This is a genomic window from Streptomyces sp. JLBT605 (assembly GCF_058215555.1).
The window spans coordinates 5,660,646-5,683,643 of sequence record NZ_CM177087.1; the positions used below are offsets into that span (position 1 = coordinate 5,660,646).

Genomic DNA, 22,998 nt, shown 5'->3' on the forward strand with positions numbered 1-22,998 from the left:
TCCGAGCGCCCAAGACGCGTGTGGGCCCCGCCGGTTGCGTCCGGCGGGGCCCACATACGCGTCACGTACGGCTCACCCGTGCGTCATCCACGGCTGACCGGCTGACCGGCCGCCCGGGAGCCGGCCGGTCAGGCGGCGGCCGCGCTGTCCTGCTCCTGCTCCGCCTCCACCTGGGCGTTCCACTCGCGCTTCGAGGACTGCCAGCCGTCCTCGTCGTGCCCCCGGCGCCAGTAGCCGGAGATGGACAACTGCTCGCGTGTGATGCCGCGTTCCAGCCGCAGATGGCGGCGCAGCTCCTTCACGAAGCCGGCCTCGCCGTGCACGAACGCCTGCACCTGGCCGGCCGGGAAGTCCAGCGCCCGCACCGCCGCCACCAGGGCCTCGCCGACCGGGGCGTCACCCCGGTGCAGCCAGCGGACGTCCACACCTGCCGGAACGTTCAACCGCTGCTCTTCGCGCGGGTCGGCGACCTCGATCAGCGCCCGCACCGGCACACCCGCCGGAATCCGCTCCAGGGAAGCGGCGATGGCCGGCAGCGCGCTCTCGTCCCCGGCGAGCAGATGCCAGTCGGCGTCCGCGGCGGGCGCGTACGCGCCGCCGGGGCCGATCAGCCGGATCTCCGCGCCCGGCAGAGCGGCGGCAGCCCAGGGGCCGGCCAGTCCCGCGTCGCCATGGACCACGAAGTCGATGGTCAGCTCGCGGGCCTCGGCGTCCCAGTCGCGCACGGTGTAGGTGCGGGTGCGTGGCCACTGGTCCCGGGGGAACTCCTCGCGGATCCGCGTGATGTCGAACGGCTCGGGATACTCCACCCCGGGCACCGGGAAGAGCAGCTTGACGTAGTGGTCGCTCCACTCGCCCGCGGCGAACGCGGCCAGGCCGTCGCCGCCGAAAACGAGCCGCACCATATGCGGGGACACCCACTCGGTGCGCAGCACCCGCGCATGATGGACGTGCTGTTTCCTGCGGACAGGCCGGTCTGACACGGCACCTCCCGATCAAGGAAGAGTTAGGTTTACCTAACCTAACACGTCACTCCCGTAGCGTGGTGAGAACACGCTCCAGCGAGCCGCCCAGCCCCCACCGCCCAGCCAGCCGTTCCAGCGCGGCCGGGTCGCGCGGCGCGCGGGGCAGGGCCGGATCGGCCTCCGGCAGCGGAACATCGGAAGCCACCCGCACCACCTTGGAGGCCACCGCGACATACGGCCGCGCCTCGTCCAGCCGCCTGCGCTGCGCGGGGGTCAGCTTCGAGCGCGGATCGTCGACCGCGGCCATGATCCCGTCCAGATCGCCGTAGGCGGCGAGGAGCTTGGCCGCGGTCTTCTCCCCGACACCGGGCACCCCCGGCAGCCCGTCGCTGGGGTCCCCGCGCAGCAGGGCCAGATCGGCGTAGCCCGGGCCGTCCACGCCGTACTTCTCGCGGAGCACCGCCTCGTCCACCACCGCCAGCGTGCCCACGCCCTTCACCGGATACAGCACCCGGATCCGCCGCTCGTCGTCCACCAGCTGATACAGGTCGCGGTCGCCGGTCACGATGTCCACCGGACCGGCGGCGCGGCCGGTGAGGGTGCCGATAACGTCGTCCGCCTCATACCCGGCCGCGCCCAGCCGGGCGATGCCGATCGCGTCCAGCACCTCGTCGATCACCGGCACCTGCGGGGAGAGGGTGTCCGGGATCTCCTCCTCGTCCGGGACGCCCTCCGGCGCCTCGACGGCCACCCGGTGCGCCTTGTACGTCGGGATGAGGTCCACCCGCCACTGCGGCCGCCAGTCGAAGTCCATGCAGGCGACCAGTTCGTCCGGGTGGTGGTCCTGGACCAGCCGGGCGATGAAGTCGAGCAGCCCGCGTACGGCGTTCACCGGCGTGCCGTCCGGCGCCCTGACCGATTCCGGCACTCCGAAGAAGGCGCGGAAATAGAGCGAGGAGGTGTCGAGGAGCATCAGGCGTCGCGTCACGCCTCGATGATGCCGCACCCCACCGACACCGGCCGGGCGGCGGGGCGGCACGGCACCCGGGCGGCCGGACCGCGAACCGCGCGATCCGCAAGACCGCGAGACGTGAAGTAGGTCACGCGGTGGTTTACACCAATCGGCCCCGGGCAGGCGCGCACCCGGAGCGGACCCGTTCGATGTCGATGACCATCGCAGGGCACGCGGACGGATTCCGCACCGCTCCACGACCTGCCCACGGGGGTTGGCAGGTCGTTTTTTGCTGCGACTCGAGAGGTGTATGTGTCCAGGCTGCGAGCCGAGAACCTGTACAAGGTGTTCGGCAGACGACCCGAAGAGGCGGTGCGCCGGCTGGCAGCCGGCGCCGACCGTGACCAACTGCGGGCGGACGGCACGACGGCAGCGGTGATCGACGCCTCGTTCTCCGTCGAGGCAGGCCAGATCTTCGTGGTCATGGGGCTGTCCGGATCCGGCAAGTCGACCCTGCTGCGCATGCTCAACGGCCTGCTGGAGCCGACGTCCGGACAGGTGCTCTTCGACGGCCAGGACCTGACCTCGCTCAGCCCGCAGCAGCTGCGCGAGGTGCGCTCGAAGAAGATCAGCATGGTCTTCCAGCACTTCGCGCTCTTCCCGCACCGCAGCGTGCTGGAGAACGCCGCCTACGGGCTGGAGGTGCAGGGCGTACCGCGAGCCGAACGTGCGCGCCGCGCCACCGAATCGCTTGCCCTGGTGGGCCTGGAGGGGTGGGAGAAGTCCTGGCCCGACGAGCTGTCCGGCGGCATGCAGCAGCGCGTCGGCCTGGCCCGCGCCCTGGCCACCGACGCCGATCTGCTGCTGATGGACGAGTCGTTCAGCGCCCTGGACCCGCTGATCCGCCGCGATATGCAGGACCAGCTGCTGCAACTGCAGCAGCAGCTGAAGAAGACCATCGTCTTCATCACCCACGACCTCAACGAGGCGATGCGGCTCGGCGACCAGATCGCCGTCATGCGTGACGGCCGGATCGTCCAGACCGGCTCCGCCGAGGACATCCTCGTCACCCCCGCCAACGACTACGTGGCGTCCTTCACCCAGGACGTGGACCGCACCCGGGTGCTGACCGCCGGGGCGATCATGGCCGAGCCGGACACCGTGCTCGGCGGCCGGACCGAGGACGGCACCCCGCTCGCCACCGAGCGGGACGTGCTCGCCGCCGCCCCGGCCACCGTCTCCCCCGACACCCCGATCGCGGAGCTCTTCACGCCCTGCTCGCGCAGCGCCGCCCCGGTCGCCGTGACCGACGGCGGCGGCGCCCTCCTCGGCGTCGTCCCGCGCGCCCGGCTGCTCGCCGTCCTCGGCGACCCGGATCCCGGCCCCGAACCGGGCCCCGTCCCCGAGCCGGGCCCCGGCTCCGCCGCGCGACCGGCCGTCGGCGGCAAGGACGTCGCCAAGGACGGCGGCAAGAACGTCGCCAAGGACGGCGGTAAGGACAAGGGCAAGGCCGACGGCAAGGACCTTGACACCCCCGAGGACAAGGTGGCCGCCGATGCCTAGGCTCGAACTCGGAAAGTGGATCGACTCCGGCGTCAACTGGCTCCGCGACCACCTCGACTGGCTCTTCGACTTCATCGCGTCCGTCGTCGAGGGCGCCTACGACGCCGTCCACCAGGTGCTCGCCGCCCCCGAACCCCTGCTGCTCACCGGCATCCTCGCGCTGCTCGCGTGGTGGCTGCGCGGCCTGCTGCCCGCGCTCCTCGCCTTCGCCGGCTTCGCGCTCATCGACTCGATCCAGCAGTGGGACGAGGCGATGGAGACCCTGTCGCTGGTGCTCGTCGCCGGCGCGATCACCATCGTGCTGGCGGTGCCGCTGGGCATCTGGGCCTCCCGCAGCCGGGCCGTCAGCGCGGTGTTGCGCCCGGTGCTGGACTTCATGCAGACGATGCCCGCCTTCGTCTACCTGATCCCCGGCATCTTCTTCTTCGGCGTGGGCGTCGTCCCGGGCGTCATCGCGACCATCGTCTTCTCCATGCCGCCCGGCGTGCGCATGACCGAACTCGGCATCCGGCAGGTCGACGCGGAGCTGGTCGAGGCGGCCGACGCCTTCGGCACCCACCCCCGCCGGATCCTCACCCGCGTCCAGCTGCCGCTGGCGCTGCCCACCATCATGGCGGGCGTCAACCAGGCGATCATGCTGGCGCTCTCCATGGTCGTCATCGCCGGCATGGTCGGCGGCGGCGGACTGGGCTCCTCCGTCTTCGAGGCGATCAGCTCCGTCGACGTGGCGCTCGGCTTCGAGGGCGGCATCGCCGTCGTCATCCTCGCCATGTACCTGGACCGCATGACCGGCGCGCTCAACCAGCGCGTCTCCCCGCTCGGCCGGCGCGCGCTGGCCAAGCGGAGCGCCGCCGACACCAGCGGCCTCAAGGTCCTCCAGTGGCGGCCCACCACCTCGCTCGCGATGACCGGCGTCATCGTCCTCGCCCTCGTCGCCGGCGGCATGAACGTCTTCGGCGGTGACGAGGAGCGCGAGCAGGTCGCCGTCGACGTCGGCAAGGGCCGCTCCGTCAGCATCGGCTACATCAACTGGGACGAGGGCGTCGCCTCCACCTACCTGTGGAAGGAAATCCTCGAACAGCGCGGCTTCAAGCCCGAGGTGAAGCCGTACGACGTCGGCGCGCTCTACACCGGCATGGCCGCCGGCGACATCGACGTGCAGACCAATTCCTGGCTCCCGGTCACCCACGCCCCCTACTGGAAGCAGTACCAGGACCGCCTGGAGGATCTCGGCGCCTGGTACGACAAGACCTCGCTGGAGGTCGCCGTCCCCTCCTACGTCAAGGGCGTCCACAGCCTCGAGGACCTCAAGGGCAAGGCCGGCACCTTCAAGGGCAGGATCATCGGCATCGAGCCGGGCGCCGGCGAGATGAAGCTGATGAAGGACAAGGTCCTCCCGGCCTACGGCCTCGACAAGGAGTACCAGCTCGTCAAGGGCTCCACCTCCGCCATGCTCGCCCAGCTCAAGCGGAGCATCGCCAAGAAGGAGCCGGTCGCGGTCACCCTCTGGTCCCCGCACTGGGCCTACAGCTCCTACGAGCTGACCAAACTGAGCGACCCCAAGGGCTCCTTCGGCTCCGGCGACGGCATCCACACCCTGGCCCGCAAGGGCTTCTCCGAGCGGGAACCGCAGGTCGCCCAGTGGATGAAGGACTTCAAGCTGAGTGAGAAGCAGCTCACCGGCCTGGAGGCCGAGATCGAGAAGGCGGGCCAGGGCAACCAGCAGCAGGGCGTCCGCGCCTGGCTGGACAAGCACCCCGGCATGCTCGACAAGATCGCCCCGGCAGGTGCCAAGCCCGGCAAGCAGGCGGGCGCCGCGCCGCGCATCGGCTACTTCCCCTGGGACGAGGACATCGCCACCACCTACCTGTGGAAGAACGTCCTGGAGCAGCGCGGCTACAAGCCGTCCATCAAGCAGTACGACGTCGGCTCGATGTTCACCGGAATGAGCGCCGGCCAGATCGACGTGGAGTTCGACGGCTGGCTGCCGGTCGCCCATCGCCAGTACTGGGACCGGTACAAGAAGAACCTCGTCGACATCGGCGCCTGGTACGACAAGACCTCGCTGGAGATCGCGGTGCCCTCCTACGTCAAGGACGTGAAGTCCCTGGCCGATCTCAAGGGCAAGTCCAAGACCTTCGACGGCAGGATCATCGGGATCGAGCCGGGCACCGGCGAGATGAACCTGCTCAAGAGCAAGGTCCTCAAGGAGTACGACCTGGAGGACGAGTACGACCTCGTCGACGGCAGCACCCCGGCCATGCTCACCGAACTCCGCCGCGCCTACGAGAAGAAGGAGCCGGTCGCCGTGGTGCTGTGGACCCCGCACTGGGCCTACAGCGCCTACGACCTGACCAAGCTGGCCGATCCGAAGAAGGCGTTCGGAGCCAACAACGAGATCCACTCGCTGAGCCACACCTCCTTCCCCGGGAAGTACCCCGAGTTCCACCGATGGCTGAAGAACTGGCACATGACCGAGGAGGAGCTCGCCGGCCTTGAGCAGGCCGTCCAGGACGCGGGCAAGGGCAACGTCGAGAAGGGCGTCCAGAGCTGGATCGACGCCCACCCCGGCATCGTCGACAAGATGGCCCCCGTCACCCCCTGACGGCCCCGGCCCCGGCCCCGGCCTGACCTGGCCTGACCTGGTCTGACCTTGACCTGGCCTGGTCGGGCCTGACGACGGTCCGGGGCCTGGTCCATGCCGTACGCCGCCACGGAAACCTGCCGTGGCGGCGTACGGCGTACTACGCACTGCGCGCTGCGCGCGGCGTGGTGCGCACGCCTACCGCGGACACCGCCGCCTGCCCTCCGCCGCGTACCGTGGAGCGATGAGCAGCAGCGGCGCCGTGCGGCGCGTGGTGTCCCTCGTCCCCTCGCTCACCGAGGCCGTGGCCGCCACCGCACCCGAGTTGCTGGTCGGGGTGACGGACTGGTGCAGCCATCCGCCCGGCCTGGGCGCGGTGCGCGTCGGCGGCACCAAGAACCCGGATCCGGCCCGTATCGCCGCGCTCGCACCGGACCTCGTCATCGCCAACGAGGAGGAGAACCGGGCCCCGGACCTCGCCGCGCTGCGCGCCTTTGGCCTCGACGTCCTGGTCACCGAAGTACGCACCCTGGAGCAGGCGTTCACCGAACTGGAGCGGGTCCTGGTGCGCGGCTGCGGACTTCCGCGCCCCGACTGGCTGGACGCCGCGCGGGACGCCTGGCGGGACGTACGGCCCACCAGCACCCCGCTGCGCGCCGTCATCCCCATCTGGCGACGCCCCTGGATGGTGCTGGGCCGCGACACCTTCGCTGGCGACCTGCTGTCGCGGCTGGGGGTGCGCAACCTCCACGACACCCATCCGGAGCGCTATCCCCGCATCCCGCTGGACCAGCTGAACGCCTCGGGCGCCGACCTGGTGGTGCTCCCCGACGAGCCGTACCGCTTCACCGCCGAGGACGGCCCGGAAGCCTTCCCCGACCTGCCCGCCGCCCTGGTCAGCGGACGCCACCTCACCTGGTACGGCCCCTCTCTGGCCGAGGCCCCGACCGTCCTCAGCTCCGCCCTGTCCGCCACGCACTGACCTGCTGCCGGCCGTCCGCCGGCTGGCTGCTGACCGCCTGGGTGGGGTGGTGGCGTGCGGCGGTGGCGTGAGTCGGTGGCGCGCACTCCTGGCCGCGCGCCTCCTCACGGTCGCGAGGCGGGTACGGCGCCGGCCACCGGTGCGGTCCCAGCCGGCCCCACGCGCTCGCCTCCCGCCCCGCAGGCCCGGACCGCGGCACCGCCCTGCCCGGTACCCCGCCCTGCCCGGCGCCCCGGCCAGCCCGGCTACCGCTGAGCCGCCGCCGCGCCCGATCCGACTACCGTCTGGGCCACCGCAGGCCCGGACGGCGACACCGCCCTGCCCGCCGCCCCGGCTACCGCTGAGCCGCCGCCATGCCCGGCCCGGCTACCGCCTGGGCCGCCGCCCCGGCCGAACCGGATTCCGCGCCAGCCACGGCCCCCGCCACCAACCCGGCCCCCGCCATCGACCCGGTCCCCGCCATCGACCCGGCCACCGGCGCGCCGCCGCGCGCGGAAGCCGGCGGCGGCACGAGCAAGGTCCCTCGCGCCAGACCCATCGCCGTGCGCCAGGCGACCACCACCCACGCCGCCACCAGCACCGCGTACAGCCCGACCGCCAGCCAGGTCAGCGCGTGCAGCCCGGTGTGCCGGGCCAGCCCCGTCGCGCCCGTGACACACGTGCCGACCGGGAAGGTGAAGCCCCACCAGGTCATCGCGAACGGCAGTCCGCGGCGCGCCACCTGGGCCACCAGCGCCCCGGCCAGCACCAGCCACAGCAGCGCGAAGCCCAGCACCGGCACTCCGTACGCCACCGCGAAGTACGCCCCATGGACTGCCGGCGGCGCCGCGTCGGCCAGAGTGCCGGCGGCCGTGGTCGACTGGCCCAGCGGCCCGAGCACCAGGAAGAGCGTCGGGGCGAGCGCCGGGGCCGGCAGCCCGTACCGCAGCAGCCGGGCGAAGATCAACGGGAGCATCAGCAAGACCGCGAACAGGCTGATCCCGAACAGCGCGTAGCAGCCCAGCAGCAGCGCCTCCCGCCACTGCCCGGCCGGCAACCACGGCGCCAGCGCAGGCCCCGACGCCGCCGACACCATCGGCGCGACCACCGGCAGCAGCCAGACCGGGGCGGCGTCACGGGCCGCGATCCGGTGCCGGGTGATCATGAGGTAGGGGATTCCAGCCGCAGTGGCGAGGCCGAGGAGTGTCCCGACCCCCCACAGCACCGCGGCCACGGCCACCGCTGCCGGCTCACCGATCAGCCCGGCGCCGACGGACAGCGTGCCGCTGCCGACCGCCAGCAGGGCCATCGCCGCGCAGCCGTGGAACGGCGCGGCCGCCGCGTCGCGCAGCTGCGCCCGCGCCTGGTCCGCGTGGCACGTCCAGTGCACCGCCCGGCCGATGAGCAGCGCCACCAGCGCACCCGCGGCCAGAGCCCAGACGGCCTGGAACACCGGGCGAGTGCCCGCCCCGCCGGCCAGCCCGTGTCCCGCGTTCGCCACGATCGCGGTGCCCATCACCGCCGCGTACCAGTTCGGTCCGAGGTAGCGCACGCGAGCGCGCCGGCGGCCGGCGGTGGTGGCGAGGGAGGGGCGCGAGGGACTGAGAGCGGTCATGTTCATACCCTTTCGGCCTCCTTGCTCCGCCACCAGAGACCACATCCCTATGAGGACATAAACTGAACTTATGAGCAGCGACCGCCCAGGGCCCCCCGAGCACGCCGTCGACCACACCCCCCTCCCCCTCGGCGCCCCGGTCGCCCACCGCGTCCCCGACCTCGGCGCGCTGGAGCTGCTGCTCGCCGTCGCCCGCCTGGGCAGCCTCGGCCGCGCCGCCCGCGAGCTCGGCATCACCCAGCCCGCCGCCAGCAGCCGCATCCGGTCCATGGAGCGCCTGCTCGGCGTCCCGCTGGTCGACCGTTCGCCGCGCGGCTCACGGCTCACCGAGGCGGGAGCCCTGGTGACGGACTGGGCGCGCCGGATCGTCGAGGCCGCCGAGGCGTTCGACGCGGGCGCGCACGCGCTGCGCGGCCGCCGCGACTCCCGACTCCGCGTCGCCGCCAGCATGACGATCGCCGAATACCTGCTGCCCGGCTGGCTGATCGCGCTGCGCGCCCTGCGGCCGGACACCGCCGTCTCACTGCTCACCGGGAACTCCGCCGCGGTCGCGACCCGGTTGCTGACCGCCGAGGCCGACCTGGGGTTCGTCGAGGGCCTCGACATCCCGGGCGGGCTGGACGGCGCGGTGATCGGCCACGACCGGCTGGTCGTGGTCGCCGCCCCCGACCACCCCTGGGCGCGCCGCCGCGCCCCCCTCAGCCCCGCCGAGCTGGCCGACACCCCCCTCATCCTGCGGGAACGCGGCTCCGGCACCCGTCAGGTCCTGGACGCGGCCCTCGCCACCCACGGCGGACTCGCCGACCCGCTGCTGGAACTCGCCTCCACCACGGCGGTGAAGGCCGCGGCGATCAGCGGCGCGGGCCCCGCCGTACTCAGCCGGCTGGCGGTCGGCGAGGAGCTCGCGGCCCGCCGGCTCATCGAGATACCCGTGGACGGCGTACGGCTCCGCCGCGACCTGCGCGCGGTATGGCCCACCGGCCAGCTCCCGGCAGGCCCGGCCCGCGACCTCCTCGGACTCACCCGCTCCACCCCCTGACCCCAAGACCCGCTCTACCCCCTGCCCCCAAGACCCGCCCCACCCCCTGACCCCGAGCCCCGCGCGGCCTTGACCCCCTCATCCCTGAGCACACACGGCCGGTCCTGTCCTGGTCGACCCTGCGCCCGGCCTCCGCGTCCGCCCGCACAGTGCACTCAGCCGGCTCCGCGCCCGGCGCCCCCCGGGACCTCACCGCGCGGCCCTGCCCCGACCAACTTCGGCCGGCCGCCTGGGACCCCGCGCCACGCCCAACCAATCCCCGCGCCGAGCAACCAGAGCCGGCCCCACTCCGGCCCAAGGCGCCCACGCCCCCTTGGCCGGTGCCCCGAGCGACGGCAGAGTGCTCCCTGCGCACGCGCCCAGGCCATTCCCCGTGCCGGCCCCGCGCTGGCTCGGGCCCCTGGCCCCGTCCCCTCACCCCTGACCCCGGCCCTCAGGAGACGACACCCATGGTTTCTCCCGCCCCGACCGCACACCACTCCGGCCACCTCGACGCCTCGGACGGCACCCGGATCGCCACGTACACCTGGCTGCCGGAGCACGAACCGCCACGCGCCATCGTCCAGATCGCCCACGGCGCAGCCGAGCACGCCCAGCGATACGCCCGGTTCGCCCGCTTCCTCGCCGCCCACGGCCTGCTCGTCGTCGCCTCGGACCACCGGGGCCACGGAGCCACCGCGGAGAACACCGGTGGGTACGGAGTCGTCGGTCCGGACGACGGCTGGCGGGCGACGGTCGGCGATCTGCGAGCCATCGGCGAGCGGCTCCGGGCCGAGCATCCGGACCTTCCGCTCTTCCTCTTCGGCCACAGCATGGGCTCGATGCTCGCCCGTGACTGCGCTCAGGAGTACGGGGCCGAGCTCGCCGGACTGATCCTCAGCGGCACCTTCCGATCGCTGCCCGGCGCCGAGTCCGAGGAGCTCATCGCACACATCGAGGGAGAGATCGCCGAGCGAGGCCGGGACGGCCGGTCCTCCTTCACCCCGACCCTCTTCGCCTCCTTCAACGACCCGTACGAACACGTGACCGGGTTCGAATGGCTGTCCAGGGACCCCGCCGAGGTCGCCACCTACGCCGCTGACGAACGCTGCGGCTTCCCGTTCAGCGCGGGCCTCTCACTGGACTGGGTCCGGGCCGTACGGAAGATCAACGACCCGGCGCACCAGTCCCGCATCCCCGCCCACCTGCCGGTCCACATCGCGGTGGGTACCGAGGACCCGTGCAACCAGCGGATGACCCTGGTCTACGAACTGCTGGAGGACTTCCGCTACATCGGCACCCGCGATCTCACCTGGAAGGGCTACATCGGCGCCCGCCACGAGATCCTCAACGAGACCAACCGCGAGGCGGTCCAGCACGCCCTGCTCGGCTGGCTGGAAGCCCACCTGCCCCACTGAGCCGCCCGGCCGTGATCACATGGTTCCCGGGTTGAAGACGTCCTGCTCGATCAGCAGCTTGTCGATGCGGGCCTTGTCCACTCGATTGGTCACCTCCTCGACCTCCTGCCGGTCCCGTACGCACTTGGCAAGTGTGAAGCTCGACGTCACGACGAAGACCAGCCCCAGCGCGAGGAATCCCCGCTCCCACGCCCCGACCGGCAATTTCAAGATCCCGTACGCCACCGCCGCCAAGGAGATCCCGAACGAGATCGCGGCCTGAACGAAGAACGCGGTGGTCGTCGGCCGCTGAATGGATGGAGTCGTCATGTGCGTAGCGTGCTCGCCCGATGACGCACGCGCATGAGTACTCCTACTCAGACACTCCCGAGCTCCGCATCCCCTGCCCGCCCCACCAGGTGGAGGCGACCACCCCCTGAAGTGCGGTATTGTTCTCATGCGCGGTCGGCGAGGGGGAAACCCCAGCCGGACGAGCACCGGGACGTGGCGCAGCTTGGTAGCGCACTTGACTGGGGGTCAAGGGGTCGCAGGTTCAAATCCTGTCGTCCCGACGGTGCAATCGCAGGTCAGGGGCCCATCTCCTACGAGGAGATGGGCCCCTGAGTCGTGTTGCGGACCCTTCTGGGAGCCAAATGGGAGACGATCTTCTACCGTCTCTCCAGAGCCGTCTCGTGCTCCCGCAGCAGCCGGTCCAGCACTGGCACTGCCGACGTTCGGCACATCGCCAACCGCGCCGACAGCGCCGCCTCCCAGACTTCCGTCAGCTGCTCACACAGCCTCATCCTCATCTGCGGCGTCACGTGCGAGTAGTTCGCTGACATCGAACTGTCCGTATGGCCCATACGCTCGTCCATCAGCACCTTGGGAGTGCCCAGTTCGTCCATCAGCACCTTGTGCCCGTGCCGGAGGCCATGCCGCGTCAACCCGTCCTTGATCGGTACCCAGCACGCCGCCGCCCGGCCCTGGGAATTCCGTCCCCGCACCGGCTGACCCGGCCACGGCCCAGCCGACACAGGCACCGGCCGCCGCTCGTACGGCCCCTTCTTCGGGTACCAGCCCGACGCGGCAGGCTCGAAGATCCACGTGGCGAATCCCGACCGGCGCCAGTGCACACCGTCCCCGGTCGTCCCAGTCCGTCGTACGAATCCCAGCTCGGCGACCACCTTCTCCACCCGCGCGCGCGTGTGCTCGGCCACTCGCTCCGGCCGGTTCAGCACGTTCGACACAGTGCCTGTGGATACGCCGGCCAGCTTCGCTACGTCCGCAAGCGTCGGTCCCTCCCGCCTCGCCCCTCCGCCGGCCGGTCCTCGTCCCCGGAACACGTGGCGGCGCTGATGACAAGGGCAGGGAACGGGTGCGGTACGGGCGATGTGGTCTGTGACCAGACGAGTCAGAAACGCCGGCACGTCCACATCGCGGTATGAGTCGTCCTTCGGTGGACAGCGCAGCAGTTCGCCGGAGTCCAGCTCGTACAGCTGCCACTCGACGCGAATGACCCCGGGCCGTACAAACTGAGGCTCCAGACCGACGATCTCGCCCCACCGCTGACCGGTGTACGTCTTCGTTGTGCACGCTACGAACTCGTCATCCCGGCCGCTGAGGAGCGACGCTCGCTCGGCCAGGAGGAGCGCCCCCAGCGCGCTTGTGATCTTCTTCTCCGGGCCCCTGTTCGCGGACCGGCCGGCCCGTTTCCCGCGCCCCCGCCGCCGGGCGGCCGGATTGGTGGCGATGAGCCCTTCGTCCATGGCGTCGGCCAGAATCAGGTGCAGGATCCTTCGGTATGTGCCGACGCTGGTCGCGGAGTTGGCCTCCTTCTCCTTCTTCTCCCACGCATCGATCATTTTGCTGTCGATGGCTGACAGCGGCGTATCGGCGAATGTGGGGAGTAGGTGCTTCAGACTGTGCCCGTAACTCTGCTTGGATGACTCGGCAAGGTCCAGCCCGTCCAGCCACCCGTCCTGTTCGGCGTCGCTGCTGCCGGAGCCACGGACGAATTCGCCGAACGTCTTCCGGGCATCCTCCGGGGCGACCCAGCCCCCGCGCTTCGCTGCCGCTGCCGCAGTGCTTTCCATATCCTGAGCGGCCTTGAGTGCGGTTCGTTTCGTCGGGTACTTGATTGCTCTGCCGTCTGTGCCGCAGACGGTGCCGTATTTGCCGTCTGGCCGCTGGTAACGGCCTCGGTAGTAGTCCTTGCCGTCACGGCCTCTGCGCTTTTCCGTGTATGCCACGCCTCACCTCTTTTTGCGAAAGGCGCGCCGAGCCTCAAGGTGGGGGATAGGGGGCGCGGTCCTTCGTCTGCTCAGCTCGACAGGAGGGTGAGCAGGTCTTCCATGGACAAGCCCGCACGGAGTGCGGCTCGCAGCATGCGCGCCTGAGCTGCCGTGAACCTCTTGGAGTTGAGGTAAACAACGTCAACGGGATGATTTACCCACAACGTCACGTTGTCGGGCATGCCCGACACGCGTCGAATCCGCGACCCGGACGTTCTCATAGGTACCCCACGCGCCAGACAGGTTGGCCCCCTCATCTGGTCTTCACATGAGACCACAGAACGCCCACGGATGGCAGTGGTCCCATGCAACTCATGAGAAACGGGAGCGCTATGGGGCCTCGTCGGCCTCTTCGTCGGCATCCGGCTCGCTGAGCATCCGGATGACGTCCTCTCGCTCCTGCCAGGCCAGCAACGCCTTATGCAACTCTTCCGGAGTCCGGTCGGGCTCCCCGCGCACAACGATGGTGGCGCGCAACTCCCCGCCGGGTGTCGAGACCGTGAGGACCTGCGAATCCAGAAGCGGGCCCTCCTGGAGCGCCTTGATGACGCGGAGCGACAGGTCGGCCGGTGCGACCTTCGACTGCTCGCCCTCTTCGGTGCCACTGCCGGCCTGACGTCCCGCCGGCGCCTGGTCGGAGGCCAGTGCCGGCTCACCTCCGCTGAGAACCAGCTCCGGTGAGTCGTCGGTCCATCCCACGAAGCGTGCATAGGCCCGGATTGTGGGGGTCACCTTCTTGAAGCTGGCCCCACCTTCGATGGCCTGAAGAGTGGACAGACCGATCTCAAGTTCGCTTGCCACCTGCTGCTGGGTGCGCTCGCCGCGGGCGGCGGCGAGCTTGCGGCCGAGTCGTGCCCAGTCCCTTTCCATGCCGCCATCATGCCGCATCCCCATGCAACCGGGACCCAGATCGCGCCTGCGAATAGGCGGGCACACGACGCGTCGGTTGCATCGGGGGCCGCACCTAGCGCGCTCCGTTGAGCTCGACGCCTAGAAAATGGGGCCCAGAAGTTAGGTAAAGGTCTTGCAGGCGTGCCCGTGGACACCTAGATTCTAGGTGTGACACCGAACGGGATCGCCATCCGAGCCCTGAGGGAGACCCGAAAACTGGGTCTTCGGGGGCTGGCTCGACTCACTGGGCTTGACCGCAGCTTTCTCTCCCGCCTGGAGCGGGGGCTGGCTGGGGCGAGTGAGGACACGATCCGGCGAATCGCACAGGCCCTTGAGGTGTCCCCGGCAGACATCACCCGAGGAGACGACGTGCTCACGAAGGACGAGAAGACGAGCGGGGAGCAGGAGAAGCCGACGCGTGAAGTCCCCGCGCCCGGCACTGAGGCCGGGGCGTACTTCCACTACACGCCGGAGGAAGCCCAGGAGTGGCTTCCCTGGTCCGCCTTGCAGCTCAGGCGCAAGGCGTACGCCCGGGAGATTCCGCACAACAGCGGCGGCAGTCGGGTCAGCTTCACCGGCCTCGACATCCGCGAAATCAGTCGGATGACGGCCGTTCCGCCGCTGGCCAAGACCCACAAGCGGACCGCGCGCACCTCCGCCGCCTGATCACACAAGAAGCGGGGCCGCCCGGCTGGACCCCGGAACGACCCCTCACGGCTTCACCCCACCCAATCTCTGATCAAGAAAGCGAGGCTCCACCGTGAGCACTCACCCTAGCCAGCGCGGGCGCCTGATGGCAGCGCTGTCCGCCGCCGGGCACCTGGTGGCCAACGGCCCCGTCGCCGCCGCGTCCATCAACATCCGGCCCTCTTCGGACTTCCCGCCCGGTGTGGTGGGCGTCGACATGCTGCTGCACGAGAACGCGGAAGCGGTGGCGAAGTACCGGGACACCTTCGGCGGGACCTTGACCCACCGGGAGGGCATCACCGGGGACCGGGCCAGCCGCTACACCGAGACCAAGCTGCTCGGCTCGCTCGATGGCGTGCCATTCATGGTCTGGACGCGCACGGACAAGGCGCCCGTGCCACCGGGTGCGGCCGTCTCCGCCGCCTGGCTGGGCGCGCTGCTCGCCCCCTCCCACACCAGCGCCCCCGATGTGCCGGAGGACTCCCCGGCCGCGTTGCTGGCGCTCAGGGTGCGCAATTCGCAGCCGGACGTTGTGGCCACGGAGGTCACTGCTGCTGACCGCGTGGGGATCACGGTTCGGCCGCAGTCCGTGGAGTGCTGGAACTGGTGGACCGCCCGGCTGAGCGTGGACCTCAAGTCGACCAGCCACCGCGACGGCTTCAGCGTCGCACGGGGCTCCCACAGGGGCGTGACCGTGCACCTCACGGGTCTCGGCGTGCCCGCGCTGCTGGGCGAGGCCCTCCAAGCAGAGCAGGAGGCCCGCTCGTGATCTGGCTCCTCCTCGCCCTGGCGGGGGCCGGCGGCCTGTTCGTCTGGCTCGGCGTCGCGGACTCTCACGCCGCCCGACGAGCGCCCCGCACCGCCACCGACCCGTGTGCGGCCTCGCGCGCCCGCTCGTCCGCCGCCCGGACCGGGCGTCACAGCCAGCCCGGAGGCACTCCGTGAGCGGACCCCTGTACATCCAGGCGCTGCCCGGCGCCTTGACGGTCGATGTGGAGGCGCTGGTGCGGAACAACATCGCCGACGTCATCGACGCCCTCACCGGCGACCTGTACGACGACCTCGCGGAGATCGCCGACCGGGCCGCGACCAACGAGGCGTACGACGGCCACCAGCGGGAGCGCTTGCTGGCGGAGCAGTTGACCGAGCTGTTGGTGGAGCGGGTCGCGACGCGGCTGCACCTCACCCCGCAGCAGGCGCTCCGTGCGGGTAGGCAGCTGACCGAGCTGGCCGCGCCGAAGGCCCTGCCCACAGCGGGCGGCGAAGGCGGTGAGGGCCGGTGACCGCGACCAAGAGCCAGATGGCGTGGAACCGCGGTCTGACCGGTCAGTCGGGCGCGCCGCGTCTGGTTGCCCGGCCGGGCGGGTGCATCACCGAAGGGTGCGGCGAGCTGCACGCCCTCACCGAGCACACCGACCTGACGCGGGTGTTCGTGGAGGGATCGCGGGAGCCGGCCCGGGTCTACTGCTCGTCCTGGTGCGTGACCTATGGGACCGCACTGGCCGAGGTCCGGGCGATCGGGGCGGTCGCGTGACCAGTCCCAAGCACGCCAGGGACACCGAGCGGGGTCGGTACTACACCGACCCCGCCGGGGGCCCGGACCTGGTGTCCGTCACCAACGTCATCGCCACCGCGATCCACAAGCACGCACTGATCCCGTGGGCGGTGAAGCTCACCGCCGAGCACTGCGTGGACAGGCGCTTCGAAGTCGCGCGCCGCGCCCGGACCGACCGCGATCAGCTCCTGCGGGAGATCAAGGCGGTGCACCGGGACGCTCGCGACCGCGCGGCCGACCTGGGTACCCGCATCCACCACCGCGCGCACATGATGGCGCTCGGCGCTCCATGGGCGACCGATCCCGAAGTCGACCTGTACGCCCGTCAGTTGGTGCGGTTCTGGCAGACGTGGGGCGTGGACCTGGAGCGGCACATCGTCGCTGCGGAATGCACCTTCGTCCACCGCCGCCTGGGCTACGCCGGTACCGGCGACTGCGTCCTGTGGCTGCCCACCGGCCCCCGCCGGCGGCCGGAGCTGTGGCTGATCGACTACAAGACCTCAGCGACCCGACCCGCCTCCTCGGTCTACCCGGAGAACGCGCTCCAACTGGCCGCGCTCCGCTACACGGAGGGCCTGCTGCTGCCGGACGACACCACCGCCCCGGTGCCCCGCATCCAGCGCACCGGCGTGCTCAACCTCCGCCAGCGGTCCCACGCCCTGGTGCCCATGCCCGGCGACCGCGCGGCGCACCGCGCGTTCCGGGGCGCCCTGGAAGTCACGAAGTGGCTGCACCCGGCGCCCACCGCCTACCCCGCGCTCCTGCCCCCCGTGGCCGAGCCGCGCACGAACCGAAAGGCAGCCTGATCATGGGCTCCCGCATCATCACCATGCAGCGCCAGGCACGCGAACTAGGGCGGCTGCGCACCGGGTACAGCGTGCCCAGCGACAAGCCGGGCGGCCGTCCCCGGCCGGTGAAGTCGAAGACGTGGGTGGTCACCTCCCACGCCCAGCACTACGTTGCCGCCGCCGCTGAACAGTGGGGCGGCACGGTCCAGCGGTGGCAGCCGCAGGGCAACGGGCCCGAGCAGTGGCGGGTGATCACCGAGACCTCCTCCATCGACGCCCTCCTGCCGCCCGGCGACCCGCTGTCCCAGTTCAACGAGCTGTGGTCCGGCGGCGGTTGCCAGCGCCGGTGCGACGGCCAGACCGAGCAGCTCACTGGCCAACCGTGCCTGTGCCTGTCCCAGTTCGGCGAGAACTGGTACCGCATGCCCAAGGGCCGCGTGTGCTCCGCAACATCGCGGATCGCCGTGGTCCTGCCGGACATGCCGGATGTCGGCGTGTGGCGTGCCGAGACCCACAGCTTCTACGCCGCGCACGAGATGGCGGGCACCGTCGACCTGGTGCTGTCCGGCACAGGCGGCAAGGGACTCGTGCCGGTGTCCTTGCGCATCGAGCCGCGCCAGCGCGTCGCTGAGGGGAAGACCAAGAAGTTTCCGGTCGTCGTCGTGGAGATCAGAGGCATCACTCCGCGCCAGGCCCTGACCGGACCACTGCCCACCGCCGTAGCGCTGGACCCGGCCGGGGCGGGTGAGCGGCTGGCGATCGAGGCCGGCCGCCCGGATTACCTTGCCGAGGCCGAAGGCGCGTTGACCTCCGACGACGTGCGGGACGTGTGGCGGCGGGCTCACGAGGCCGGAGAGGTCCACCCCGAGGGCACCGACCCGCTGTCACAGCAGCTGATGGCCATAGCGCAACGCCTGGACCAGGAGAACACCACACCCGATCAGGGCGAGGTGCCGGGCGCGGACCCGAAGCCTGATGAGGACGGGGCGTACGAGGCCGAGGTCATCGAGGACCAGGGCGAGCACGCCCGGCCCGACCCGGCCGGTTGGCCGCCCGTGGCCCAGCCCGGCGCGGGAGCGTCGCAGTGACCCCGGCCACGGCCGCCGCAGCAGGGCTCCTCGGCTGCGGCGGGGCCGCCCTCATCGCGCTCGGCGCCACCGCACTCCGCCGCAGCACCCGCCGGTCGCGGACCGGCCGCCGAAGTGCACGGCAGTTCGCCGAACTCGCCGATCAGATCGCCTCCGGCGACGCCGAGCCCGGCGAACACCGCTGGTGCACCGAGGAGATGCGCACCACCTACCACGCCATCCACCGCGACGGGTCCCGCACCTGCTGGACCTGCCACACCACCACCAGCGAGGAGCAATGACCGCACCAACGCTGTTCGAGCGCTCCCCCGCTGCCCCGGCCCCCGGGCCGGCGGCGGGGCCCCGCCCCCTGGCGGCGGCGTCATGACCGGGAACTGGCGCGACCGCGCGGCGTGCCGCCAGATGGACCCCGAGATCTTCTTCCCGATCGGCAACGGCGGTCCGGCCGCCCGTGCGGCTACGAAACTCGCCAAGGCCGCCTGCCGCTCGTGCCCCGTCATCCGGCAGTGCGGGGACTGGGCCATCCGCCACGGCATCCCTGACGGCATCTGGGGCGGTCTCGACAAGGACGAACGGCGCCGCGTAATCCGCAAGCGCGCACGGAATCAGCCCCGGCCATGACCGCCAGCTGGCCGCCGGCAGACCTTCCGGGTCTGCACATCGATCTTGGCCATTGGTCGCCGGCGGCCAGCGCCTGGCTCCGCTACCCCACCGCCGACTACCGGTGCTCCTGCGGCTGGTCGGACAGCGCCAGCGGGGACGCCGTCCCGGCCTTCGTCGCCACCGCCCGCCGCACCCACCTCACCAACTGCCCCCATCACCCACCGCCGAAGGAGTCCGCCGATGGCCCTGAACCCGCATGAGATCCGCCTCCGCTTCGCCCCAGTGAAGACCGACCCGGACCGCACAGCCATAAAGGACCGGATCACTGACGCCGCCCTCGAACTCGCGCTGCTCATCCACCAGTTGGTGCCCGGCAGCCGCGAGGAATCCCAGGCCGTCAAGGCCGTGGAGATCGCGGTGCAGTGGGCGCACGACGGCATCGACCGCCGGTACGTGGCCCGCGACGAGCGGTCGCGTTCGTGAGGTGATCCGCACGGTGGCGGGCTGCTCCCGCCGGTCCGCCACCGCGCACAAACGGTTCACCACCCCACCGAAGGAAGCACGTTGACGACAGACGAGCAGGGCCCCAGCGGAAGCGTCCCCCATGCTTTCCGCAACGCGCTCTTCTGGCGCTGGGCACCCCAGATGCCGAAGGGACTGCCCACCCTGTTCGTCACCGTGCTGTACGCCCTCGCCGCCGCAGCGGACCCCGCCGGCCGCGTCCGCTTCCGCGACGGCAAAGCGATCCGCATCAAGGACATCGCCGCGGGCTGCAAGGCGGACGAGAAGGACGTCCGCCGCCAGCTGGACGCCGCGATCGCGGCCGGAGTCGTCGGCGTCGAAGGCGAGCGCCGCCGCGGGCGCCCCGCGCTCTACATCCTCCTGCTTCACCCTCAGCCCGACTGGGACGCCGCCGTCCGCTGCCTCGAGGCCACCAAGCGGAAGCGCCCGGAGCGCCAGGCCCCACCGTGGCGAGCAGAAAAGAACGGGGGACCGCCCCCCGAACCCGCGACCCCGGAGAACGGGGGACCGCCCCCCGAACTTCCCCGTGATCCCGAGAACGAAGAACGGGGGACCGCCCCCCGTATGAGTTCGGGGGACCGCCCCCCGTTTGGTTCGGGGGACCGCCCCCCGAACAACCCAGGGATAGCCAAGGAACTACCCCAAGCCATGGCTGATGCGGATGAGCAACCACAGGACGCACGCGGGCGCACGACCCCCAACCCCCACGAACCACCAACCTCGACACCGACCGCGCCCCCGCCCGCCGACCTCCCCCGCTGCCCCCGCTGCCAGCAGCCCATCATCCGCCCCGGCAAAACCACCTGCGCCGGATGCGAACGCACCCACACCACCCCCGCCACCACCCCAAAGGCGGCCGACCCATGAACCCCCTCGAACGCCCCCTCATGGACGAAATCCCAGACGGCACCTTCGGCGGCGCGCACCCGGTTACTCACCCGAACGCGCGTATGCCCCACAGGACGTCCCTGACGCCCCTGCTCGGGATCACCCGCACTGCGCCCTGATAGCCCGCCACACACCCCAGGAGACGCCCGGATGGCTGCCACCGAACCGCGCCCGACACGCGGAGAAAGCACATGCCCCGCATTCCAGCCCGGGGACCTCTGCGCCGCGTGCGGCGAGGCGCGCCGCTGGCATCGCCCGGCCGCCGACGCCGTACCGGTCGACTGGCAGGCCGCGGCCAGCCGAGCCGAGGCCGAGCGGGACGCCGCGTACCGCGAGCGTGCCCATCTCCTCGCCTGGCTCGCCGCGCTCCACCCCGCCAACGCCGTCGTCATGGCTGCCGACGACGTCCCCGGCGAGGACAGCTGGCAGCTGCTGTACCTCCTGGCCGGCGGCCGCCAGCTCTCCTGGCACATCCACCCCCGCGACACCGACCTGCTGACGGGCGTCGAACACGTCGACCCCAGCGACCCACGCGCCCAGTGGGACGGCCACACCACCGCCGAGAAGTACCAGCACATCCGCGAGCACACTGCGCTCCTGAACGGCTCGGCTGACCAGCCGGTGTGCCTGTGCACCGACGACGGCCGATGCCCCGCCTGCCGCACCACCGCCTGACCCGCTGCGGTCGGGCGCGCCGCCCCGCGCCCGGCCGGCCCCGACCGACCGCACTACACGCACCCGGGAGCACCACCGTGACCACCGCCGCCAGCGACGCCGACCGCCACCTCCAGACGGTCATCACCCACTGGGACGACCTCCACCACGCCCTCGCCAGCACCGGCACCGGCACCTGGCCGCCCGCCGGCCGCATGTCCGACTACCTCGCCGCGCTGGACCAGGTCGACGCCGAGGAAGCCGAAGCAGCACGGTGGCGCGCCGCAGCGCAGCGAGCCGCCGAACGCAACCCGGACCAGATCGGCGAGACCCGAGCCCCGGTCCGGCTCGCCATCGTGGACACCATGCGCACCGTGGAAGCCGCCCTCGTCCACCTCGCCGACCAACTCGCCGCCGTGATCCAGCGCCCCACCCTCACGGTGCCGACCGGCTGCGGCTGGACCGACGACGTCCACCGCCAGGCCGCACTCCTCGCCGCCCGCGACTCCGCAGACCCGGCCCGCTGGCGGTACAGCGGGCAGCGCACCGCAGTCCGGGCCGCCGAGTGGCTCCTACAGCGGGTACGCGGCGAGGCGGGGCCCTGCCGGAGGTTGGACGACGGACAGCTGCGGCTCCTGGGACAGGTCGCGGCCGAAGCGGCAGGGCGCATCGAGCGGGCACTGGAGCTAACGCGGGAAGCCCGGCCGCTCGCCGAGCCGTGCCCAGACTGCGCAGGCCAGCTGACCTTGGAAGGCGGCGACGGTCAGACGCCTGCCGTCCGGTGCGGCGGGTGTGGCCGGACGTGGCGGGAGCCAGAGTCCCTGTCCTACATTCACTGTTAGGGCTTGTCCGGCGAATCATGCAGGGCATCGGTCCGCATTAGATCGGAGGTCCGCCTCCTGGATGGTCGGGATGGCTGGAGTGGGCTGCCGATCGATGGCCGTCGCTCGCGCGAACCCAACCTTGGCGCGGCTCCATGCCGGCAGCGGCAGCCTTGGGCGCAGTCGGTGATCCGGCCACGAAGTCGTGCCAGGCGTGCCAAGTCGAAAGATCCGCCGGACAGGCCCTAGACCCCGAGCTTGTCGATCTTCATTTTGTAAGAACGAGGGATCCGGCAACGATCGTGAGCAGCACCGCGAAGAGAAAGAAGATGATCTGCCACCTGGAGTCGCTCGTGACGCTGCTCGCCCAAATGGTGGGCTTCGTAGGACCCCTTGGCTTATTTGGGCTATTCTCCAATTGTGCAGTCAAGGCATGAAGTGTCAGCAAGCCAAATAGAATAGAGAAGAGAAATAGGCCCCAACTAATTGCAAGAAGAACTTTTGGGCAGCCTCCCGCCTCGCCGAGGAAATCCTTCGCGAAGGTGATGGTTACAGCGGTGATCGCAGTCGAAAGCGTGATGAGCTGAGTCGTTGCCGCCTGAGCGAAATCGAATGCCTTATGGAGGTGAGGGTCGATTGGAGATGGCGCGCCAGTCACGGGCACCACGGCCATTTTGGACAGAAGCGCCTGATCGCGGCGGAAAACGTTTGCAGGTCAACCTCACGTCCTTCACGACTGATTGTATCGCTCGCCATCTCCCTGACGAACTCACGCAGTTCGAACTCCGCCGCCTCCAGGTTCGCAAGTAGAAGTTCATCGTCGCCACCGAGGTCGATTCCTTTAACCCCATCCGCGATGAGCGAGTCAAGAGAATCGATGGCATCGGCAGTGAAAGACAAGCCGGATCTAGCCATTGACTCGAAGGCGACACCTTTAAACCACTGTCCCATCCTCTGGGGTGTCAGCCATTCATTCGTCATGACTGATCTCCTTTACGGCGCTGCTGACTCAGTCCATGATCTAACGCAAGAGCCCGAAGGCAACTCTGACTGAGCCATTGGTGTCTGCGGCAACCAAGGACCAGGCCATGATCTGCGGCGGCTCACATCACCCGAACAGGCGCAATTGTTGACAGGGAAGTCGGCCCCAACAGC

The 22,998-nt window shown here is 70.8% G+C and carries 27 protein-coding genes, 1 tRNA gene and 1 pseudogene; 21 read left to right on the plus strand and 8 right to left on the minus strand.

Features of this window, described 5'->3' with window-relative positions:
* Positions 1-128: 128 nt before the first annotated feature.
* Together AC4BDD_RS24720 and AC4BDD_RS24725 are read right to left on the minus strand one after the other, a co-directional pair.
* Complete coding sequence (locus AC4BDD_RS24720; RefSeq protein WP_490687650.1) at positions 129-983, minus strand: siderophore-interacting protein; 855 nt, start codon at positions 981-983, stop codon at positions 129-131.
* 46 nt (positions 984-1,029) lie between these two features.
* Entirely contained in the window at positions 1,030-1,953 is a 924-nt protein-coding gene (locus AC4BDD_RS24725) for a 5'-3' exonuclease (RefSeq protein WP_490687651.1), read from the minus strand.
* A gap of 276 nt (positions 1,954-2,229) precedes the next feature.
* Between AC4BDD_RS24725 and AC4BDD_RS24730 the strand changes: the two genes are divergently transcribed.
* The 3 genes from AC4BDD_RS24730 to AC4BDD_RS24740 all read left to right on the plus strand — a co-directional run bounded on the left by AC4BDD_RS24730 (position 2,230) and on the right by AC4BDD_RS24740 (position 7,046).
* Positions 2,230-3,480, plus strand: coding sequence for a quaternary amine ABC transporter ATP-binding protein (locus tag AC4BDD_RS24730; protein WP_490687652.1), 1,251 nt, complete (start codon positions 2,230-2,232; stop codon positions 3,478-3,480).
* Complete coding sequence (locus AC4BDD_RS24735; RefSeq protein WP_490687653.1) at positions 3,473-6,085, plus strand: ABC transporter permease/substrate binding protein; 2,613 nt, start codon at positions 3,473-3,475, stop codon at positions 6,083-6,085. Before AC4BDD_RS24730 ends, AC4BDD_RS24735 begins: the two co-directional genes overlap by 8 nt.
* Before the next feature lie 223 nt (positions 6,086-6,308).
* The gene (locus AC4BDD_RS24740) at positions 6,309-7,046 is read left to right on the plus strand and encodes a helical backbone metal receptor (RefSeq protein WP_490687654.1); all 738 of its coding nucleotides are present in this window, start codon (positions 6,309-6,311) and stop codon (positions 7,044-7,046) included.
* A gap of 334 nt (positions 7,047-7,380) precedes the next feature.
* On the opposite strand, the gene AC4BDD_RS24745 is transcribed toward AC4BDD_RS24740, so the two are convergent.
* Complete coding sequence (locus AC4BDD_RS24745) at positions 7,381-8,646, minus strand: TDT family transporter (RefSeq protein ID WP_490687655.1); 1,266 nt, start codon at positions 8,644-8,646, stop codon at positions 7,381-7,383.
* Between the two features lie 64 nt (positions 8,647-8,710).
* On the opposite strand from AC4BDD_RS24745, the gene AC4BDD_RS24750 reads away from it, so the two are divergent.
* Positions 8,711-9,679, plus strand: coding sequence for a LysR family transcriptional regulator (locus AC4BDD_RS24750; RefSeq protein ID WP_490687656.1), 969 nt, complete (start codon positions 8,711-8,713; stop codon positions 9,677-9,679).
* Between the two features lie 449 nt (positions 9,680-10,128).
* Positions 10,129-11,076: an alpha/beta fold hydrolase gene (locus tag AC4BDD_RS24755; RefSeq protein WP_490687657.1), complete on the plus strand. Its 948-nt coding sequence runs from the start codon at positions 10,129-10,131 to the stop codon at positions 11,074-11,076.
* Positions 11,077-11,091: 15 nt separating this feature from the next.
* Here AC4BDD_RS24755 and AC4BDD_RS24760 read toward each other — a convergent pair whose 3' ends face one another.
* A complete protein-coding gene (locus tag AC4BDD_RS24760; RefSeq protein WP_490687658.1) occupies positions 11,092-11,385 on the minus strand; it encodes a YiaA/YiaB family inner membrane protein in 294 nt (97 codons plus the stop codon).
* Between the two features lie 168 nt (positions 11,386-11,553).
* Between AC4BDD_RS24760 and AC4BDD_RS24765 the strand changes: the two genes are divergently transcribed.
* Positions 11,554-11,627, plus strand: a tRNA-Pro gene (locus AC4BDD_RS24765).
* 96 nt (positions 11,628-11,723) lie between these two features.
* Here the strand turns inward: AC4BDD_RS24765 and AC4BDD_RS24770 are convergent.
* Together AC4BDD_RS24770 and AC4BDD_RS24775 are read right to left on the minus strand one after the other, a co-directional pair.
* Complete coding sequence (locus AC4BDD_RS24770; protein WP_490687659.1) at positions 11,724-13,304, minus strand: LacI family DNA-binding transcriptional regulator; 1,581 nt, start codon at positions 13,302-13,304, stop codon at positions 11,724-11,726.
* A gap of 372 nt (positions 13,305-13,676) precedes the next feature.
* The gene (locus tag AC4BDD_RS24775; RefSeq protein ID WP_490687660.1) at positions 13,677-14,216 is read right to left on the minus strand and encodes a helix-turn-helix domain-containing protein; all 540 of its coding nucleotides are present in this window, start codon (positions 14,214-14,216) and stop codon (positions 13,677-13,679) included.
* Between the two features lie 189 nt (positions 14,217-14,405).
* Between AC4BDD_RS24775 and AC4BDD_RS24780 the strand changes: the two are divergent.
* The 15 genes and pseudogenes from AC4BDD_RS24780 to AC4BDD_RS24850 all read left to right on the plus strand — a co-directional run.
* A pseudogene (locus AC4BDD_RS24780) lies at positions 14,406-14,540 on the plus strand (helix-turn-helix domain-containing protein); the annotation flags it as partial.
* Positions 14,541-14,606: 66 nt separating this feature from the next.
* On the plus strand, positions 14,607-14,903 hold the full coding sequence (locus AC4BDD_RS24785) for a hypothetical protein (RefSeq protein WP_490692005.1): 297 nt from the start codon (positions 14,607-14,609) through the stop codon (positions 14,901-14,903).
* 94 nt (positions 14,904-14,997) lie between these two features.
* Entirely contained in the window at positions 14,998-15,693 is a 696-nt protein-coding gene (locus AC4BDD_RS24790; protein WP_490687661.1) for a hypothetical protein, read from the plus strand.
* The gene (locus AC4BDD_RS24795; protein ID WP_490687662.1) at positions 15,690-15,869 is read left to right on the plus strand and encodes a hypothetical protein; all 180 of its coding nucleotides are present in this window, start codon (positions 15,690-15,692) and stop codon (positions 15,867-15,869) included. Before AC4BDD_RS24790 ends, AC4BDD_RS24795 begins: the two co-directional genes overlap by 4 nt.
* Positions 15,866-16,207 (plus strand): hypothetical protein, encoded by a 342-nt coding sequence (locus tag AC4BDD_RS24800; RefSeq protein WP_490687663.1) that lies wholly within the window; start codon positions 15,866-15,868, stop codon positions 16,205-16,207. Before AC4BDD_RS24795 ends, AC4BDD_RS24800 begins: the two co-directional genes overlap by 4 nt.
* A complete protein-coding gene (locus AC4BDD_RS24805; protein WP_490687664.1) occupies positions 16,204-16,458 on the plus strand; it encodes a hypothetical protein in 255 nt (84 codons plus the stop codon). The genes AC4BDD_RS24800 and AC4BDD_RS24805 overlap by 4 nt, the downstream gene beginning before the upstream one ends.
* Positions 16,455-17,285 carry a hypothetical protein gene (locus AC4BDD_RS24810; RefSeq protein WP_490687665.1) on the plus strand — a complete coding sequence of 277 codons (831 nt, stop codon included), beginning with the start codon at positions 16,455-16,457 and terminating at the stop codon, positions 17,283-17,285. Before AC4BDD_RS24805 ends, AC4BDD_RS24810 begins: the two co-directional genes overlap by 4 nt.
* 2 nt (positions 17,286-17,287) lie before the next feature.
* The gene (locus AC4BDD_RS24815; RefSeq protein ID WP_490687666.1) at positions 17,288-18,355 is read left to right on the plus strand and encodes a recombination directionality factor; all 1,068 of its coding nucleotides are present in this window, start codon (positions 17,288-17,290) and stop codon (positions 18,353-18,355) included.
* Positions 18,352-18,636, plus strand: a complete 285-nt coding sequence (locus tag AC4BDD_RS24820; protein WP_490687667.1) for a hypothetical protein — start codon at positions 18,352-18,354, stop codon at positions 18,634-18,636. Before AC4BDD_RS24815 ends, AC4BDD_RS24820 begins: the two co-directional genes overlap by 4 nt.
* Before the next feature lie 82 nt (positions 18,637-18,718).
* Complete coding sequence (locus tag AC4BDD_RS24825; RefSeq protein ID WP_490687668.1) at positions 18,719-18,976, plus strand: WhiB family transcriptional regulator; 258 nt, start codon at positions 18,719-18,721, stop codon at positions 18,974-18,976.
* A complete protein-coding gene (locus AC4BDD_RS24830) occupies positions 18,973-19,218 on the plus strand; it encodes a hypothetical protein (RefSeq protein WP_490687669.1) in 246 nt (81 codons plus the stop codon). The genes AC4BDD_RS24825 and AC4BDD_RS24830 overlap by 4 nt, the downstream gene beginning before the upstream one ends.
* The gene (locus AC4BDD_RS24835; protein ID WP_490687670.1) at positions 19,199-19,441 is read left to right on the plus strand and encodes an Acb2/Tad1 domain-containing protein; all 243 of its coding nucleotides are present in this window, start codon (positions 19,199-19,201) and stop codon (positions 19,439-19,441) included. Before AC4BDD_RS24830 ends, AC4BDD_RS24835 begins: the two co-directional genes overlap by 20 nt.
* A gap of 81 nt (positions 19,442-19,522) precedes the next feature.
* Entirely contained in the window at positions 19,523-20,347 is an 825-nt protein-coding gene (locus AC4BDD_RS24840; RefSeq protein WP_490687671.1) for a hypothetical protein, read from the plus strand.
* A 171-nt stretch (positions 20,348-20,518) separates the two neighbouring features.
* A complete protein-coding gene (locus AC4BDD_RS24845; RefSeq protein ID WP_490687672.1) occupies positions 20,519-21,043 on the plus strand; it encodes a WDGH domain-containing protein in 525 nt (174 codons plus the stop codon).
* A 77-nt stretch (positions 21,044-21,120) separates the two neighbouring features.
* The gene (locus AC4BDD_RS24850) at positions 21,121-21,864 is read left to right on the plus strand and encodes a hypothetical protein (protein ID WP_490687673.1); all 744 of its coding nucleotides are present in this window, start codon (positions 21,121-21,123) and stop codon (positions 21,862-21,864) included.
* A gap of 247 nt (positions 21,865-22,111) precedes the next feature.
* On the opposite strand, the gene AC4BDD_RS24855 is transcribed toward AC4BDD_RS24850, so the two are convergent.
* Complete coding sequence (locus tag AC4BDD_RS24855; protein ID WP_490687674.1) at positions 22,112-22,507, minus strand: hypothetical protein; 396 nt, start codon at positions 22,505-22,507, stop codon at positions 22,112-22,114.
* Positions 22,498-22,824 carry a hypothetical protein gene (locus AC4BDD_RS24860; protein WP_490687675.1) on the minus strand — a complete coding sequence of 109 codons (327 nt, stop codon included), beginning with the start codon at positions 22,822-22,824 and terminating at the stop codon, positions 22,498-22,500. The genes AC4BDD_RS24855 and AC4BDD_RS24860 overlap by 10 nt, the downstream gene beginning before the upstream one ends.
* Positions 22,825-22,998: the final 174 nt, after the last annotated feature.